Genomic DNA, 15,645 nt, shown 5'->3' on the forward strand with positions numbered 1-15,645 from the left:
CGCGCCGAGATGCCGCGCCTAGAGTGCAGGCGAACACCCGCCCTTTCATCCATCGCCGCACCCCGGCCTATCGAGTCCTCCGTCATGTACCGAAAGATCCTGGTCCCCATCGATGGCAGCACGACCTCGCAACGCGCGCTGACCGAGGCCGCGCAGCTGGCGCAGCTTTGCGGTGCGTCGCTCGTGCTGCTGCACATCGTCGACGACGCTGCGCACGTCAACGGCTTCGAGCGCCCGGGGGTCTACGTTCAGGAGATCCGCCCGCGCTTCCTCGCGGCCGGCCAGGCGCTGCTCGACACCGCGAAGGCCGGGCTGGCCGCCACGCCCGTCGCGGTCGAGACCGTGCTGGTGGAGTGCTGCGGCGACCGGGTGTCCGAACGCATCGTGGAGCACGCCGTGAAGTCCGGCGCCGACCTGATCGTGCTCGGCACGCACGGTCGGCGCGGGGTCGACCGCCTGCTCATCGGCAGCGATGCCGAACAGGTCGCGCGCCTGGCGTCGGTGCCTGTGCTGCTGGTGCGCGCGCCGCGCGACTGAGGTTCAGCGCACCGGTTCGATCGTCATCACCGTGAGTGCGCCGTCGACCGTCGCGTGAGGATCACGGCGCCGCCGGTGTGACGGTCGCGCCACGTACGATCGGCGTGATGCAGGTACGTGAACACCCAGAGAGCCTTCGATCCACGGAAGCTTGGCGCCATGTCGTCGTCATCGGCGCCGGCGCGGTCGGCAGTGCAACAGCCATCGAAGCCTTGCGCGCGGGGCTGCGCGTCACCGTGATCGAGCCCGGCGAACCCGGTGACGAGCACGCCACCAGCTACGGCAATGCCGGCTGGCTGTCGTCCCATTCGGTCGTGCCGCCGGCCTTGCCGGGCGCCTGGCGCAAGGTGCCGGGCTGGCTGGCCGACCCGCTCGGTCCGCTGGCGGTGCGTTGGCGCCACCTGCCGCGCGCTGCGCCCTGGCTGCTGCGCTATCTGCTGTCGGGGGGGACCGAGGCACGGGTGCAGCGCACCGCCGATGCGTTGCGCACCTTGCTCGTCGATGCGCCGCAGCTGCACCAGCAACTGGCGCGCGAGGCCGGCGTGCCGCAGCTGATCGAACACCGCGGGCTGCTGCATGTCTATCGCTCGCAGGCCGAGTTCATGGGCGATGCGCTGGGGTGGCGCGTGCGCGAGCGCACCGGGGTGCGCTGGGTGCAGTGGGATGCGGCGCAACTGCGCGCGCACGAGCCCGACCTCGACGAGCGCTACACGCTCGGCATCTTCGTGGCGGAGGCCGGGCACTGCCGGGATCCGGGCGCTTACGTGGCGGCACTCGCGCGTCATGCCGGGCGGCAGGGTGCACAGCGCGTGGTGGCGCGCGCCACGGGTTTTCGCATCGAGGGCGGCCGGCTGCGGGGCGTGCTGACCGACCACGGCGAGGTCGCTTGCGACGCGGCGGCCATCTGCGCCGGCGCGTACTCGGCCGGGCTGGCGCGTGCGGCGGGCTCGCCGGTGCCGCTCGAGTCGGAGCGCGGCTACCACGTGATGGTCGGCGCCCCTGGGGTCGGTCCGCGCACGCCGATGATGGCGGCCGACGGCAAGCTGATCGCGCACTGGATGGACGGCGGCCTGCGCGCCGCAGGCCAGGTGGAGATCGGCGGGCTCGATGCGGCGCCCGACTGGCGCCGTGCCGACATCCTGTACAGCCACCTGCGCTCGATGTTCCCCGCCTTGCCGCGCGATGCCCAGGGGGCCGGCGTGCGCCACTGGCTGGGCCACCGGCCGAGCATGCCCGACGGGCTGCCCTGCATCGGGCCGGCGGCTGCGACGCCCGACGTGGTGCTGGCCTTCGGCCATGGCCATGTCGGGCTGGGCGGTTCGGCCCGCACCGGCCGGCTGGCGGCGCAGCTGCTCGCCGGCCGGACGCCGGAGACGCCGCTTGCGCCCTTCGACCCGCAGCGCTTCGGCCGCCGGCGCGCCGCGGCCTGAGGCTCAGTTCGCCGGTTCGAGCGTCATCACCGTGAGCGCGCCGTCGACCTTGTCGGCGGTGAACCTCACCTTGTCGCCGGGCTTGACCTTCTGCAGCAGCGCCGGCTCCTGGACCCGGAACACCATGGTCATCGGCGGCATGTCGAGGTTGGCGATCTCGCCATGGCGCAGCGTGATCTTCTGCTGCTCGACGTCTACTTTGCGGACCTCACCGTCGACCACGGGCAGCGGCGCCTGGGCGAAGGCCGAGAGGGACACGGCCATCAGGCCGAAGGCGAGGAGAACGAAGGGTGTGTGGCGCAGCAGCGCGCGTCTTTTCATGAGGGACTCCATGTCGATCGGCGGGTTCATCGGGCCGGCAGCACACGCACGCGCCCGGCCATGCCGAGTTCGTAGTGGTCGCCGACCAGGCAGGCGAAGTCGAAGTCGCCGGGGCGGTTGAAGTGCCACACCAGCTCGCCGGTGCGGCCGGCCTTCACATGCGCCATCCACGGGTCGTCGTGCTCCATGGTCGGGTGCTTCTTCATCTGTTCGGCGTGCTCGTCGATGGTCGCGCGGGTGCCGAGCACCAGCTCGTGCAGTTCCTTGCCGCGGTTGCGCAGGCGCAGGCGAACGGTTTCGCCTTCGCGCACTTCGATCACCGACGGTGTGAAGCGCATTTCGTCGGTCATGGCGATGTCGATGGTGCGGCGCACGGCCCGGGCTTCGCCGGCGATGCCCCAGGCCTGCTGTTCGGGCGGCAGCGCGGCCTGCGCGGCACGGGGCGTGTGCGCTTCATGCGCGAGAACGAAGAGCGGCGCCGCGAGCAGGGCGCTCGCGATGAGGGTTCGGAAGAGCTTCATATGGAATCTTTCGAGAGGAACTGAGGAGGGGGTCAATGCGCGTGGCCGGACGGCTTGCGCACGCTGGCGTCGGGGGCACCCGTGGCGGGCGGCGTGGCAGGCGACGTCGCGGGCGGCGCGCTGTCGCCGGGCACCTCGTGCGCCACCGTGCCGGCCGGGTGCCTGAACCAGCCGGGGTCGCGGTAGTCGCCCGGCCGCTGGTCGCGCCGCACCTTGAGCAGCGTGAACATGCCGCCCATCTCGGCGGGGCCGAACGGACCCTGGCCGGCCATCATCGGCAGCGTGTTGTCGGGCAGCGGCATCTCCATCGCGCCCATGTCGGCCATGCCCTTGTCGCCCATCACCATGTAGTCGGGCACCAGCTTCTGGATCTTCTCGGCAATGCCGCGGTGGTCGACGCCGATCATGGTCGGCACCGCGTGCCCCATCGGCCCCATCGTGTGGTGGCTCTTGTGGCAGTGCAGCGCCCAGTCGCCTTCCTCGCCGGCGATGAACTCGACCTGGCGCATCTGGCCGACCGCGACATCGGTCGTCACCTCGGGCCAGCGCGCCGTCTTCGGCACCGGGCCGCCGTCGGTGCCGGTCACCTCGAACTCGTGGCCGTGCAGGTGGACCGGGTGGTTCGTCATCGTGAGGTTGCCCACGCGGATGCGCACCCGGTCGCCACGGCGCACGTTGAGCGAATCGATGCCCGGGAACACGCGGCTGTTGAAGGCCCAGGTGTTGAAGTCGGTCATGGTGTTGACCTTGGGTGTCGCGCTGCCGGGCTCGACGTCGAAGCTGCCGAGCAGGAAGCAGAAGTCGCGCTGCACCTCGGCGATCAGCGGATGCCGCGCCTTCGGATGCGTCACCCAGAAACCCATCATGCCCATCGCCATCTGCGTCATCTCGTCCGCATGCGGGTGGTACATGAAGGTGCCCGGCCGGCGCGCGACGAACTCGTAGACGAAGGTCTTGCCCGGCGGGATGTGCGGCTGCGTGATGCCGCCGACGCCGTCCATGCCGTTGGGCAGGCGCTGGCCGTGCCAGTGCACGGTGGTGTGCTCGGGCAGCCGGTTGGTCACGAAAATGCGCACGCGGTCGCCTTCGACCACCTCGATCGTCGGGCCCGGCGACTGGCCGTTGTAGCCCCACATGTTGACCTTGAAGCCGGGCGCCATCTCGCGCACGACCGTCTCGGCGACCAGGTGGAATTCCTTGACGTTGCCGTTCATGCGCCAGGGCAGCGTCCAGCCGTTGAGCGTGACGACCGGGTTGTAGGGGCGGCCGTCGGGCGGCAGCAGCGGCGCGGCCGTGGCGGTCGATGACTGCGTGTGCGCGTCGGGCAGCGCGGCGAGCGCGACGCGGCTGACGCTGGCGGCGGCCACGGCCGTGGCCGCGCCGGTGAAGAAGTGGCGGCGGTCCATCAATGGGCTCCTGCAGGGGTTGGGTTGGGGGCGGCGGCGTTGTCGCCGGCGGTTTGCAAGGCACTCAGCCCCGCGGGCGAACTGCCGGTGAGCGTGAGCTGCAGGTCGGTGTCGGCCAGCCAGAAGTCGCGCTGCGCGTCCATGGCCGCGTTCACGGCCCCCATGCTGGTGCGCGTTTCGGCGAGCAGTTCCCACACGCTCGCGAGCATGCCGTTGTAGCGCAGCAGCATCTCGTCGTTGACCGTCCGGCGCAGCGGCAGCACCTCGGTCTGGTAGCGATGCGCCACGTCCCACGCGCTGCGCCAGCCGCCGTAGGCTTCGCGTGCCTCGCTCGCGGCCTGCAGGCCGGTGGCGCGCACACGGGCGGCCGATTGGCCGTAGAGCGCCTCGGCGCGCGCGTTGCGGGCCAGTCCCCCGTCGAACAGCGGGATCGGCAGCGCCAGCTCGACACCGCGCTGCGTGCTGCGGCCACCGTCGGCGTCGTTCGAGAAGGTGGTGTTGCGCACCGCCCCGATCTCCAGCGCATCGACGAAGCGCGTGGCCTTCGTGAGGCCGAGCGAATCGGCGGTGGCCGAGGCTTGCGCCTGCGCTGCGCGCACGTCGAGCCGGTCGCGCAGCGCGCTGGCCTGCACGTCCGTCAGCGTGGGCATCGACACCGGCAGCGGTGGCAAGCGGTCGGGCAAACGGTACGTCGACTGCGCGCTCGTCAGGCCCATCAGGCGGGTCAGCTGTTCGCGGTTGGCGAGCGCGCTTTGCTCGGCGCGCGCGAGCTGGGCCGATGCGTCGGCCAGCAGCAGTTGTTCGCGCGTGCGCTGCAGCGCGCTCCAGTTGCCGACCTGCGCCATGCGCTGCGCCAGGTCGGCACCGGCCTCGGCGGCGGCCTGGGCATCGCGCAGGTAGACCGCCGCCTGCTGCGCCGCCACCGCGCGCACCCAGGCGCGGCGGGTGTCGGCGGCCAGTTGCAGCACGCTCTGCGCCGCCTGCAGCTTGGCGACTTCGTGGCGCTGACCGGCCCAGCGGGCCTGCCAGGGCAGGGTGAGCAGGCCCAGCACGTTGAAGCTCAGCGCGCGGTCCAGCTCCAGTTCGCGTCCTTGGCGCAGGCGGCCGAAGGCGAACACGGGGTTGGGCAGCGACGCGGCCTGCGCGCGGTCGGCATCGCTCAGTTGCAGCGTCGCGAAGGCCTCCTGCATGCGCGGGCCGTTCGCCAGCGCGATGCGCACGGCCGCCTGCGCGTCGAGCGGCCGCGCGAGCAACGCGTCGACCGCCTGGCGGCTGGCGTCGTCGGGTGCACGGCGTGGCGTGGCGTCGCCGACGATGGGGTTGCGCGCGACGAGCACCTGCACGTCGCGCTCGCCCCCGTCGGGCGAGACGCTGGCGCAACCGGCCAGCGTGAACGCGAGCGCGGCGGCAGCCGCACGATGCGTGAGAGGAAGACGGAGGCTGCCGTCAGAACGGCGCGGCCAGCCCCGGAAGGGGCGATGAAAAAGGGACACGATGGATCTCCACGAGCGAGGAAGCGGCCGCTTGCCACCCGGAACGGGCGAACAGCGGACGGACTGCGGGCAGGGAGATCAGGAAATGGGCGGCTTGAAGCCCTGAACGGCTTCGGCGCTGGCGAAGCGCATGGCCTCGGCGACCGGCGCGTGGGCCGGCGCCGTGACTGGCATCGGCACCTCGGGCCAGGCCGTCACCGCGACGGAATGGCAGAACTGGCAGGTGTCGCAGGTGGCGTGCGCGGCGTGGGTGCCCTCGGAGCCGTCATGCGTGGCGCCGGGGTCCATCGCGGCATGCATCGCATGCGCTTCGTTGTCGTCGGCCGAAGGCATGGCATGCATCCCATGCGCCTTCATGGCGCCGTCGGCCATGGCATGCATCGCGTGCCCGGCCGTGGACGGCTGCACCGGTGCGAGCATCATGGCGTCGCCCAGCCAGCCGCGCAGGGGCAGCAGGACGATGGCGAGGACGAGCACCAGCAGACGCATGGGGTCGATTCTAGAGCCGGGTGCGCAGCAGCCTCAAGCCGTTCGCCACCACCAGCAGGCTGGCCCCCATGTCCGCGAACACCGCCATCCACATGGTCGCGCTGCCGGCCACGGCGAGTGCGAAGAAAACGACCTTGATGCCCAGCGCGAGCGAGATGTTCTGCCACAGCACCGTGTGCGTGCGGCGCGACAGGCGGATGGTTTCGGCGATGCGGCCGAGGTCGTCGTTCATGATGACCACGTCGGCCGCCTCCATGGCGATGTCGGTGCCCGCGGCACCCATCGCGAAGCCGATGTCGGCCTGGGCCAGTGCGGGTGCGTCGTTGATGCCGTCGCCGGTCATGCCGGTCATGCCGTAGCGCTGGCGCATGGCCTGCACGGCCTTGAGCTTATCGTCGGGCAGCAGGTCGCCGCGCGCATCGTCGATGCCGGCGGCCTCGGCCACGGCGCGGGCCGTGAGCGCGTTGTCGCCGGTCAGCATGACGGGCGCCACGCCCATCGCCTTCAGGTCGGCCACCGCCTGGCGCGAGCCGGGCTTGACGGTGTCGGCGACCGCGAAGAGGCCGAGCACCGCGTGCTCGTCGGCCAGCAGCGTCACGGTGCGGCCTTGCCGTTCGTGCGCGGCCAGGGCCTGCGCCAGCGCGTCGGTGCGCAGGCCGCGTTCGTCGATCAGCCGCAGGTTGCCGAGCGCCAGTGGGCGTCCTCCGATGCGGCCTTCGGTGCCGCGCCCGGCCAGGGCACGCACATCCGTCACGTCTTCGCGCGGCAGGTCGATGCCCGCGGCGATCGCCTTCGACACCGGGTGATCGGAGCGCGCCGCAAGGCTGCCCGCCGCGCTGCGTGTCCGAGCTTCATCCGCATCGCCCCAGGCTTGGAAGGCCACCAGCGTGGGCTTGCCTTCGGTCAGCGTGCCGGTCTTGTCGAGCGCCACCGCGCGCAGATTGCGCGCGCCTTCCAGGTGGGTGCCGCCCTTGATGAGAATCCCGCGCCGTGCCGCAGCGGTCAGGCCACTCACGACCGTGACGGGCGTCGAGATCACCAGCGCGCACGGGCAGGCGATGACCAGCAGCACCAGCGCCTTGTAGATCGCGTCGAGCCATGCCCAGTCGAGCAGCAGCGGCGGCAGCACCGCGACGAGCACGGCCAGCGCGAACACGGTCGGCGTGTAGACCGCGGCGAAGCGCTCGACGAAGCGCTGCGTCGGCGCACGCGAAGCCTGCGCCTGCTCGACCGATTCGATGATGCGGTCGAGCGTGGTGTGCCCGGCCGCCGCCGTGACGCGCATCTCGAGCTCGCCGGTCTGGTTGACCGTGGCGGCGAAGACCGCATCGCCGATACCCTTGTCCACCGGGATGCTCTCGCCGGTGACGCTGGCCTGGTCGACCGCGCTGCTGCCGGCCGTCACCACGCCGTCGAGCGGCACGCGCTCGCCGGGGCGGATGCGCACCACCGCGTCGACCGCGACGCTGCGTGCCGCCACGCGCTGCCACGCGCCGTCGGCGCCGCGCACCTCGGCTTCGTCCGGCGCCAGCGCCATCAGGCCGCCGATCGCGTTGCGCGCGCGGTCGGCCGCCTTGTGCTCGATGAATTCGGCCAGCGCGTAGAGCGCCATCACCATCGCCGCCTCGGGCCACTGGCCGATCAGGAAGGCGCCCGTGACGGCCACCGCCATGAGCGCGTCGATGCCCAGCCTGCCGCGCAGCAGCGAGCTCAGGCCGTTGCGGTAGATGCCGGTGCCAGCCAGCGCGATGGCCAGCGCTGCGAGCACCATGCCGCCGAGGCGCCCCATGGTGGTGTCGGGCAGCAGCAGGTGGCTCAGCTCGGCCAGCACCGCGACGACCAGCGCGGCGACGATGCGCGGCAGCGCGGGCAGCGGGCCATGGTCGTGCCCGTCGTCGCCTGCGTCGGCATGCGTGTGGTCGTGGTCATGGTCGTGCCCCGCCTCGCCATGGGCGGGCGGCACTGGCGCGCTGGCCGGGCGCAGCCGCACCGGGGCGCCGCAGCAGCTGTCGCAACCGGCAGTGTCTTTGACCGGGCGCTGTGGCGGGGTCGTGGCGGCGGTGTGGTCCTGGGACATTCGGGGCGTGCGCTTTCTCATTTCTGAAGATGTGCCACGATTGGAAACGTTGAAGTCACTTGAAGGTCAAGCCATGTCTGTTGCAATGCCGCGCGCCGCGCAGGGTTTCCGCATCGGCGAGGCCGCGCACGCCAGCGGCGTGAGCGCCGCCAACATCCGCTACTACGAGAAGCAGGGCCTGATGGCGCCGCAGGGCCGCGGCGACAACAGCTACCGCCTCTACAGCGACGCCGACGTGCACACGCTGCGCTTCATTCGCCTGTGCCGGGCGATGGACATGTCGCTCGACGAGGTGCGCACCCTGCTCGGGCTCGACCTGCGCAGCAAGACCGATTGCGACGCGGCTTGCGTCGCGCTCGACGCGCACCTGGGCCATGTGCGCGAACGGCTGCGCGAACTGCGTGCGCTGGAGAAGGACCTGCTCGCGTTGCGCAATAGCTGCGACGGCAGCGATGCGCAGTGCCACATCATCGAGTCGCTGCACGCGCGGGCCGATGCGCAGCCGTTGCGCGGCGAGCGCGGCACCTCGGCCACGCGGCATGTCTGATCGACGTTAGTTAACCGGCGGCCCGGACGGCAGCGGCATTGGCAGGCCGCGCATGCGCACTTCCGTGCGCAGCAGGTCGGGGAAGTCGCTGATCAGCCCGTTGACACCCAGGTCGATCAGCTTCGCCATGTCGGCGCGCGTGTTGATCGTCCAGGGGATCACCTGGAAGCCCAGGGCCTGCGCTTGCTTCACCGCCGCGGCGGTCACCGTGCTGCCGGCGGGCGACCACACGACCGGGCCTGGCGTGGCGCCGGTCGCGGCCTTCACCAGCAGCGGCGTCGAGCCGAAGTCCGCCGCGTTCAGCCCGGCCGTCCACCGGCTGTCCTTGAGCGTGCGCGCCATCGTGAGGTAGGCCCGCGGCATCTGCGGCGCGAGCTCGCCGACGAGCGCGAGCGAACGCCAGTCGAAGCTCTGGATCGTCACGCGCTCCGCCATGCCGGCCTGGTCGATCTCGGCCAGCAGCGCGCGCACCATCGCCTCGGGCGACGCGCTGTCGTCCGGGCGCGTCGGGTCCAGCTTGGTCTCGATGTTGAAGCGCACCGCGTGGGCGCGGCGCGCCGCGTGATCGCCTGGTCGAAGGCGTGCAGCGTGTTCTCGGGCCACAGGCCCCGGCCGCCGCGGTGTGCCTGGAGGTCGAAGGCGTGTGCGGCGGTGGCTGCCAGCGACGTCAGCGCCATCAGCGCCGTACCGATCAGGGGGCGTGCGCGCGGCACTTCAAATTTCCATAGCGCTCCGCAGCGCATGAAACCGGCGCGGCCAAATGCCAGGGCACCCGCGGAACTGGCTCTGCCAGGCCGCTGGGTGCGCCCCTAGGGGGGAGGCGCCGTAGGCGCTTCGGGGGGTCATTTCAACCCTACCTTGATGTCGTCTTGCTGTACGGTGATGTCACCGATCTCGTAGGTCTTGCGGCCGACAGTCAGCTCTTCGGGCTTGAAGGTGCGCAGCGGGTAGTCGCGCAGCAGCTCCTGCGCCACCAGGCCGCCGATCTGCTGCAACCGTTCGGCATCGCGGCCGTTCAGGCCCTGCAGTTCGATGCGCTCGGCGCGCGGGTCGTGCAGCCGCAGCGTCAGCGCGGGCACGTCGTACTTCAGCGCACTGCTCACCGACACGATGCCCTCGACGCTCGACGGCTGCATCAGCGGGCTGCCGATGGTCATCAGCGCCGTGATCGCCGCGCGGTTGCCGGCCGCATCGAGCACCAGCTTCGGGTCGCGCAGGCTCACCGAGAACAGTTCGGCGTAGCGCTGGCGCACCGGGAAGCGCTTGGCGATCTGCGCCTGCAGCTCATCGCGGCCGATGGTGTATTCGCTGGTGAAGAAGTTGAAGCCGGCCAGGGCGGCGAGCGGCGTGCCGGCCGCGACCGCGCCCAGTGCGCGAAGAAGTCGACGGCGTTCAGGCGAAGCGGAGTGTCGAGAGCGTTTCTGCATAACGCTGGGAGCTTGCCACAGCCGAAAAGATCCCCGGTGTGCCGTTTGGCGTGACCCGTTGTCGTCAGAGTGCCCGTCGGCGGGCGTAGCGCACCACCGTCACACCTGCGCGTGCCTGGCGCGTGGAGGGCATCACCAGCACGCAGTCGTCGTAGGGCGTGGTAACCGGTTCGCCATCGTTCCAGCCGATCACGGTGCCGGCCTGTGCGATGACCTCGAGGCCGGTGAAGGGCTTCGCGAAGCGGAAATCCGCGCTGCGCGCGACCACCGGCCCGGTCACGTCCAGCGCCCACTGGCGCGGGGCGTCTGCTTGCACCCAACCGGCCAGCAACTGCGCAACCGTCGCTTCGTCGAGCGTGCCGGCGGCGCACAGGAACCGTGCGCACTGGTCCTGCGCCACGGTGCGGCTGGCCAGGGCGCCGTGGAAGCCGCATTCGACCAGCAGGGCCAGCGCATCGTTCGTCGAGTCGGCATCGGGCGCACCGAAGCGACCGAAGTCACGCATGCGAACGCCGTCCTGGTGGCCGGCGTCGATGACGACGTGCTCGGGGCTGCGCAACTGCCGCGCCAGCGCGAGGTTGCGCGGCATCGGGCCGGTGAGCGTCAGCGGCGGAGAGGGCTCGTGCATCGAATGCAGATCGAGCAGCCAGTCCGCCTGTTCGACATAGGGCTGCAGCGCGGCGGCACGGCGGCGCTCGCGCGTGCCGCCTTCGGCGATGCGATCGGCCGACCATTGGCGATTCAGGTCTTCATCGACGAAGCGCGACGCGTCGTGATCGGCGGGGTCGAAGCGATCGAAGGCTTCGAGGTTGCAGAAGGCCAGCGTCAGGCTGCCGCGTTGTGGCCGCACGCCGGCTTCGAGCAGGCCCTTCAAGGCCCAGGCGCCACAGACCTCGTTGCCGTGGACCAGTGCAGAGATCATCACGTGGCGACCGGGCGCGTCCGCGTCGAAGCGCCAGACGCCTTCGGTGCCGGTGTTGCCGGATCGCCAGGCCGACAGGTCGGGGGCAGGGAGATCGAAGGTCGACAGGGGCACGCTCACTCCTTGATGTTCGCGAACTGGACGATCTTCTTGTACTTGGCGGTCTCCGTGACCAGGAAACGGTCGAGGTCCACCGGCACCGTCGGGACGACCGAACTGCTGGCCTCCATCTTCTTGCGGAAGTCGGGCGATTGCAGGATGTCGGCCAGCGCCTTCTTGAGGCTCGCCTGCACCGGCTCGGGCAGCCTGGCCGGCCCCAGCAGGGCGAACCAGACGCTGATGTCCAGGCCCTTCAGGGTGGGGCTCTCGCCGAGCGCTGGCACGTCCGGCGTGATGGCCGAGCGCTTGGCCTCGGTGGTGCCCAGCGCCACCATCTTGCCGCTGCGGATGTAGGGCAGGGCGCTGGAGAGAACGAACATGCCGAACTCGATGTTGCCGCCCAGCAGGTCGTTGGTGAGCGGGGCCACGCCGCGGTAGGGCACATGCGTCATGAACACGCCGCCCTGTTGCTTGACCATTTCGCCCGCCAGGTGCAGCGAGGTGCCCACGCCGGAGCTGCCGTAGCTGAACTTGCCGGGGTTCTTCTTCAGCAGCGCCAGCAGGTCGTTGGCATTCTTCACGCCGGCCGCTGGCGAGGCGACCAGGACCAGGGGTTGGGAAGCGACCAGACCGATGGGCGTGAAGTCCTTCAGGTCGTAGCGCACGCTGGGATTGACCAGCCTGCTGATCGCCACCTCGTTGTTGGCGCCGACCAGCAGCGTGTAGCCGTCGGGCGCGGCATTGGCCACCTTCTGGGCGCCGATGGCGCCGCCGGCACCGCCCACGTTCTCGATGACGACCGGCACACCCAGGCGCTGCGACAGCTCGAGGCCCAGCGCGCGACCGGTCAGGTCGGTGGAGCCGCCGGGCGGGTAGCCGACCACCAGCGTGATGGGCTTGCTCGGGTACACGTCGGCCATGGCAGCGCCGGCCGACCAGGCCAGGCCGCACAGGGCCAGGGTGACGCAGGAAGAGAGGGTACGGGAAAGACGCATCGCGGTGGCCTCGGGTTGGGTGGGACTGCGCGAATTCTGCGAATCCCGGCCGCCGGCCGTGGTGCCGTCGCAGCACGATCTCATGCCGATTGGGACCTGGTCAGCGCGGCGTCATGGCGTGCCAGACGGCCTCGGCGAGTTCACCCAGCCGGCGCTTCGGCCGGTAGAGCCGCACCTCGAAGCGGATTTCCAGGCGTCGACCTCCCACCGCGATCAGGCGGCCGGCCTTGCAGTCCGCCTGCACCATCGACCAGGGCAGCCATGCCACGCCCAGGCCGCGGAGCACGTACTCATACAGCGCGTCGGCCGAATCGCATTCGATATGGCGCTTCAGGCGCGGCGCCTGCGTGTTGTTCACGAGCAGGTCTTCCACCATGCGGCCCATGGCCAGGGTGCGCGCATACGACAGGAAGGGCACGTCGCCAGGCACATCGAACCCATGAAGCGCGATGCCGCTGGCATCGGTGCGGGACACCGGCACCAGCTTGTCGGAGGCGACCGTCGCATGCGCGAACTGCCGCCCGTCGAGCCGGAAGGTGAGCGCGGCGTGATGAAAGATCAACGAGAAGTCGACCTCGTTGTGCTCGAGCATGCGAACGATCTCGGCCAGCGCGTTGGTCAGCACCCGGACCTCGCCTTGCCGCAGCACGGGTTGCAGCCGTACCAGCGCGTCGGCCAGCACCGTGCGTGCCAGCGTGCGGCCGGTGGCCACCGTCACCGTGCGCGCCTGGCGGCCGGCGACGCTGCGCATTTCCTCGCGCGAGCCTTCGACACCCCGCACCACCTGCGTGGCGTTTTCCAGGAAGCTGTCGCCCGCAGGCGTCAGCGCCACGGGCGAACTGCCCCGCTCGATCAGTGCCGTTCCGGCCCACGACTCCAGCGCGCGGATGCGGCGGCCGAAGGCCGGGTGCGTGACATGGCGAAGTTCGGCCGCGCGCGTGAAGCTGCGGGTCTGCGCCAGCACGATGAAGTCTTCCATCCACTTGAGTTGCATGGCGTGGATTCTCCGGCCAGCGACCGGAATGGGCGCAGCAGTGCGTCAGTCGTGCAGCGACGACAGGAACTGCTTCAACTCCGGCGTCTGCGGATTGCTGAACAGTTCGGCCGGCGGCCCCATCTCGTGGACGCGGCCCTGGTGCATGAAGATCACGCGGTCGCCCACCTTGCGGGCGAAGCTCATCTCGTGGGTGACCATCAAGAGCGTCATGCCCTCGTCGGCCAGCGACTCGACCACGCGCAGTACCTCGCCCACCAGTTCGGGGTCGAGCGCCGAGGTGATCTCGTCGCACAGCAGCACCGCCGGCTCCATCGCCAGCGCGCGGGCGATGGCCACGCGCTGCTGCTGGCCGCCCGAGAGCTGGTCCGGCATGGCGTCGAATTTCTCGGCCAGCCCGACGCGCGCGAGCAGCTGGCGCGCCTGCGCGGTGGCCTCGGCCTGGCCGCGCTTCTTCACCAGCGTGGGCGCGAGCATCACGTTCTTGCCGACCGTGAGGTGCGGGAAGAGGTTGAAGCCCTGGAAGATCATGCCCACGCGCTGGCGCAGCTCGCGCATGGCCATCGCGCTCTCGTGCAGCAGCGGCTTGTTGTCCACCGAGAGCGAGCCCTCCTGGAACACTTCGAGCCCGTTGATGCAGCGCAGCAGCGTGCTTTTGCCCGAGCCGCTCTTGCCGATGATGGCGATCACCTCGCCGCGCTTGACGGTCAGGTCGATGCCCTTGAGCACCTCGTTGGTCCCGTAGGACTTGCGCAGCGCCGTGATCTGCACGATGGGTGCGCCGGCGGCGACATGGGCGCCGCCTGCATCGGCCGCAGCGACGGTGGTGGACGTGGACGGCGAGGCGGACGGGTTAAGCACGGCGGACATGGGTCTTCCTCTCGAGATGTTTGGCGAACAGACTGATGGGGAAACACAGCGCGAAGTACATCAGCGCGACGCAGCTGAAGACCACGAAGGGCTTGAAGGTGGCATTGGAGATCATGCTGCCGGCCTTGGTGAGTTCCACGAAGCCGATCACCGAGGCCAGCGCGGTGCCCTTGACCACCTGCACCAGGAAGCCGACGGTGGGCGCGGTGGCGATCTTCACGGCCTGCGGCAGGATCACGTGGCGCATCTGCTCGCCGAAGGTGAGCGCGAGGCTTCCCGATGCCTCCCACTGCCCCTTGGGGATGGAGGCCACGCAGCCGCGCCAGATCTCGGTGAGGAAGGCGCTGGTGTAGAGCGTGAGCGCCACGGTGGCCGCGGTCCATGCCGACACCTCGATGCCCATCAACGCGATGCCGAAGTAGGCGAGGAAGAGTTGCATGAGCAGCGGCGTGCCCTGGAACAGCTGGACGTAGGCGCCGATCGCGCGGTCGAGCCACTTGCCCGCGCGCAGCCGCAGGAAGAGCAGCAGCCCGCCCACCAGCCCGCCGCCGACGAAGGCGATCAGCGAGAGCACCACGGTCCAGCGCAGGGCCAGCAGCAGGTTGCGCAGGATGTCCCAGAGAGAGAAGTCGTTCATGACGGTATTCCTCGAGTTTCTTGCGCTAAGCCTGGGCGCAGCCGATGAGACCGGCACGGCCGGAGGCCAGGGCACCCGCGGAACTGGCTTCGCCAGGCCGCTGGGTGCGCCCCCTTGAGGGGGAAGCGCCGCAGGCGCATCGGGGGTGGGTGTTCATTTTCAGCGGCCGAAGAAGAGTTTGGGGCCGGCCCAGTTGAGCAGGCGGCGCAGGCCGATCGACAGCGCCAGGTAGATCAGCGTGGCGATGATGAAGGCCTCGAACGCGCGGAAGTTGCGGCTCTGGATCAGGTTGGCCGCGTAGCTCAGGTCTTCGACCGAGATCTGGCTGCACACCGCCGAGCCGAGCATCACGATGATGATCTGGCTCACCATGGCGGGCCAGACCTTCTTGAGCGCGGGCGGCAGCACCACGCGCAGGAAGACCTGCATGCGGTTGAGCGCGAGGCTCACGGCGGCTTCGATCTGTCCCTTGGGCGTGGCCTCGATGCCGGCGCGGATGATCTCGGTCGCGTAGGCGCCGAGGTTGGCCACCATCGCGATGATCGAGGCCGTCTCCGGCGTGAGCTTGACGCCCGCGGCCGGCAGCCCGAAGAAGATGAAGAAGAGCTGGACGATGAAGGGCGTGTTGCGGATCAGCTCCACATAGGTGCCCACCACCCAGCGCAGCCATGCTGGCCCGCTGGAGCGGGCCCAGGCGCAGGCCACGCCCACCACCATGCCGATGACCGTGGCGATGGCCGTGAGGCCGATGGTCCACGCCACGCCCTTGGCGAGCAGCCGCCAGTCGACCAGAACGGCGCCGAAGTCGAATTCCATGTCAGCCTTTCAGCAGGTGTTGTGACGCCGCAGCGTTTCAAGTCCCTTCCAGGGACACCGCGGA

The 15,645-nt window shown here is 70.3% G+C and carries 17 protein-coding genes; 3 read left to right on the forward strand and 14 right to left on the reverse strand.

Annotation, left to right across the window (positions count from 1 at the left end; genetic code table 11):
• Positions 1–84 precede the first annotated feature (84 nt).
• Both N8A90_RS02415 and N8A90_RS02420 read left to right on the forward strand, forming a co-directional pair.
• Entirely contained in the window at positions 85–537 is a 453-nt protein-coding gene (locus N8A90_RS02415) for a universal stress protein (protein ID WP_262073042.1), read from the forward strand.
• Positions 538–644: 107 nt separating this feature from the next.
• On the forward strand, positions 645–1,967 hold the full coding sequence (locus N8A90_RS02420; protein WP_262073043.1) for an NAD(P)/FAD-dependent oxidoreductase: 1,323 nt from the start codon (positions 645–647) through the stop codon (positions 1,965–1,967).
• A 3-nt stretch (positions 1,968–1,970) separates the two neighbouring features.
• On the opposite strand, the gene N8A90_RS02425 is transcribed toward N8A90_RS02420, so the two are convergent.
• The 6 genes from N8A90_RS02425 to N8A90_RS02450 form a co-directional block, all read right to left on the reverse strand.
• On the reverse strand, positions 1,971–2,231 hold the full coding sequence (locus tag N8A90_RS02425; RefSeq protein WP_262073149.1) for a copper-binding protein: 261 nt from the start codon (positions 2,229–2,231) through the stop codon (positions 1,971–1,973).
• 83 nt (positions 2,232–2,314) lie between these two features.
• The gene (locus tag N8A90_RS02430; protein ID WP_262073044.1) at positions 2,315–2,809 is read right to left on the reverse strand and encodes a cupredoxin family protein; all 495 of its coding nucleotides are present in this window, start codon (positions 2,807–2,809) and stop codon (positions 2,315–2,317) included.
• 32 nt (positions 2,810–2,841) lie between these two features.
• Positions 2,842–4,215 carry a multicopper oxidase family protein gene (locus tag N8A90_RS02435; protein ID WP_262073045.1) on the reverse strand — a complete coding sequence of 458 codons (1,374 nt, stop codon included), beginning with the start codon at positions 4,213–4,215 and terminating at the stop codon, positions 2,842–2,844.
• Positions 4,215–5,708 (reverse strand): TolC family protein, encoded by a 1,494-nt coding sequence (locus N8A90_RS02440; protein WP_262073046.1) that lies wholly within the window; start codon positions 5,706–5,708, stop codon positions 4,215–4,217. Before N8A90_RS02440 ends, N8A90_RS02435 begins: the two co-directional genes overlap by 1 nt.
• A gap of 78 nt (positions 5,709–5,786) precedes the next feature.
• Entirely contained in the window at positions 5,787–6,197 is a 411-nt protein-coding gene (locus tag N8A90_RS02445; protein ID WP_262073047.1) for a hypothetical protein, read from the reverse strand.
• 10 nt (positions 6,198–6,207) lie between these two features.
• The gene (locus N8A90_RS02450) at positions 6,208–8,274 is read right to left on the reverse strand and encodes a heavy metal translocating P-type ATPase (RefSeq protein WP_262073048.1); all 2,067 of its coding nucleotides are present in this window, start codon (positions 8,272–8,274) and stop codon (positions 6,208–6,210) included.
• 73 nt (positions 8,275–8,347) lie between these two features.
• Here N8A90_RS02450 and N8A90_RS02455 point away from each other — a divergent pair, with 73 nt between their 5' ends.
• Positions 8,348–8,821: a Cd(II)/Pb(II)-responsive transcriptional regulator gene (locus N8A90_RS02455; protein WP_262073049.1), complete on the forward strand. Its 474-nt coding sequence runs from the start codon at positions 8,348–8,350 to the stop codon at positions 8,819–8,821.
• A gap of 6 nt (positions 8,822–8,827) precedes the next feature.
• Here the strand turns inward: N8A90_RS02455 and N8A90_RS02460 are convergent, their stop codons facing one another.
• From N8A90_RS02460 to N8A90_RS02495, 8 genes are all read right to left on the reverse strand, one after another.
• Positions 8,828–9,361 carry a glycerophosphodiester phosphodiesterase family protein gene (locus tag N8A90_RS02460; protein WP_262073050.1) on the reverse strand — a complete coding sequence of 178 codons (534 nt, stop codon included), beginning with the start codon at positions 9,359–9,361 and terminating at the stop codon, positions 8,828–8,830.
• Between the two features lie 302 nt (positions 9,362–9,663).
• Positions 9,664–10,248: a DUF1439 domain-containing protein gene (locus tag N8A90_RS02465; protein ID WP_262073051.1), complete on the reverse strand. Its 585-nt coding sequence runs from the start codon at positions 10,246–10,248 to the stop codon at positions 9,664–9,666.
• A gap of 64 nt (positions 10,249–10,312) precedes the next feature.
• Entirely contained in the window at positions 10,313–11,290 is a 978-nt protein-coding gene (locus tag N8A90_RS02470; protein WP_262073052.1) for a succinylglutamate desuccinylase/aspartoacylase family protein, read from the reverse strand.
• A complete protein-coding gene (locus N8A90_RS02475) occupies positions 11,287–12,264 on the reverse strand; it encodes a Bug family tripartite tricarboxylate transporter substrate binding protein (RefSeq protein ID WP_262073053.1) in 978 nt (325 codons plus the stop codon). Before N8A90_RS02475 ends, N8A90_RS02470 begins: the two co-directional genes overlap by 4 nt.
• 100 nt (positions 12,265–12,364) lie before the next feature.
• Positions 12,365–13,258 carry a LysR family transcriptional regulator gene (locus N8A90_RS02480; protein WP_262073054.1) on the reverse strand — a complete coding sequence of 298 codons (894 nt, stop codon included), beginning with the start codon at positions 13,256–13,258 and terminating at the stop codon, positions 12,365–12,367.
• 45 nt (positions 13,259–13,303) lie between these two features.
• On the reverse strand, positions 13,304–14,128 hold the full coding sequence (locus N8A90_RS02485) for an amino acid ABC transporter ATP-binding protein (protein ID WP_316043997.1): 825 nt from the start codon (positions 14,126–14,128) through the stop codon (positions 13,304–13,306).
• Positions 14,112–14,765, reverse strand: coding sequence for an amino acid ABC transporter permease (locus N8A90_RS02490; RefSeq protein ID WP_262073055.1), 654 nt, complete (start codon positions 14,763–14,765; stop codon positions 14,112–14,114). Before N8A90_RS02490 ends, N8A90_RS02485 begins: the two co-directional genes overlap by 17 nt.
• 159 nt (positions 14,766–14,924) lie before the next feature.
• Positions 14,925–15,581 carry an amino acid ABC transporter permease gene (locus tag N8A90_RS02495; RefSeq protein ID WP_262073056.1) on the reverse strand — a complete coding sequence of 219 codons (657 nt, stop codon included), beginning with the start codon at positions 15,579–15,581 and terminating at the stop codon, positions 14,925–14,927.
• Positions 15,582–15,645: the final 64 nt, after the last annotated feature.

Source organism: Variovorax sp. N23, assembly GCF_025486315.1.
Taxonomy (GTDB): Bacteria; Pseudomonadota; Gammaproteobacteria; order Burkholderiales; family Burkholderiaceae_C; genus Variovorax.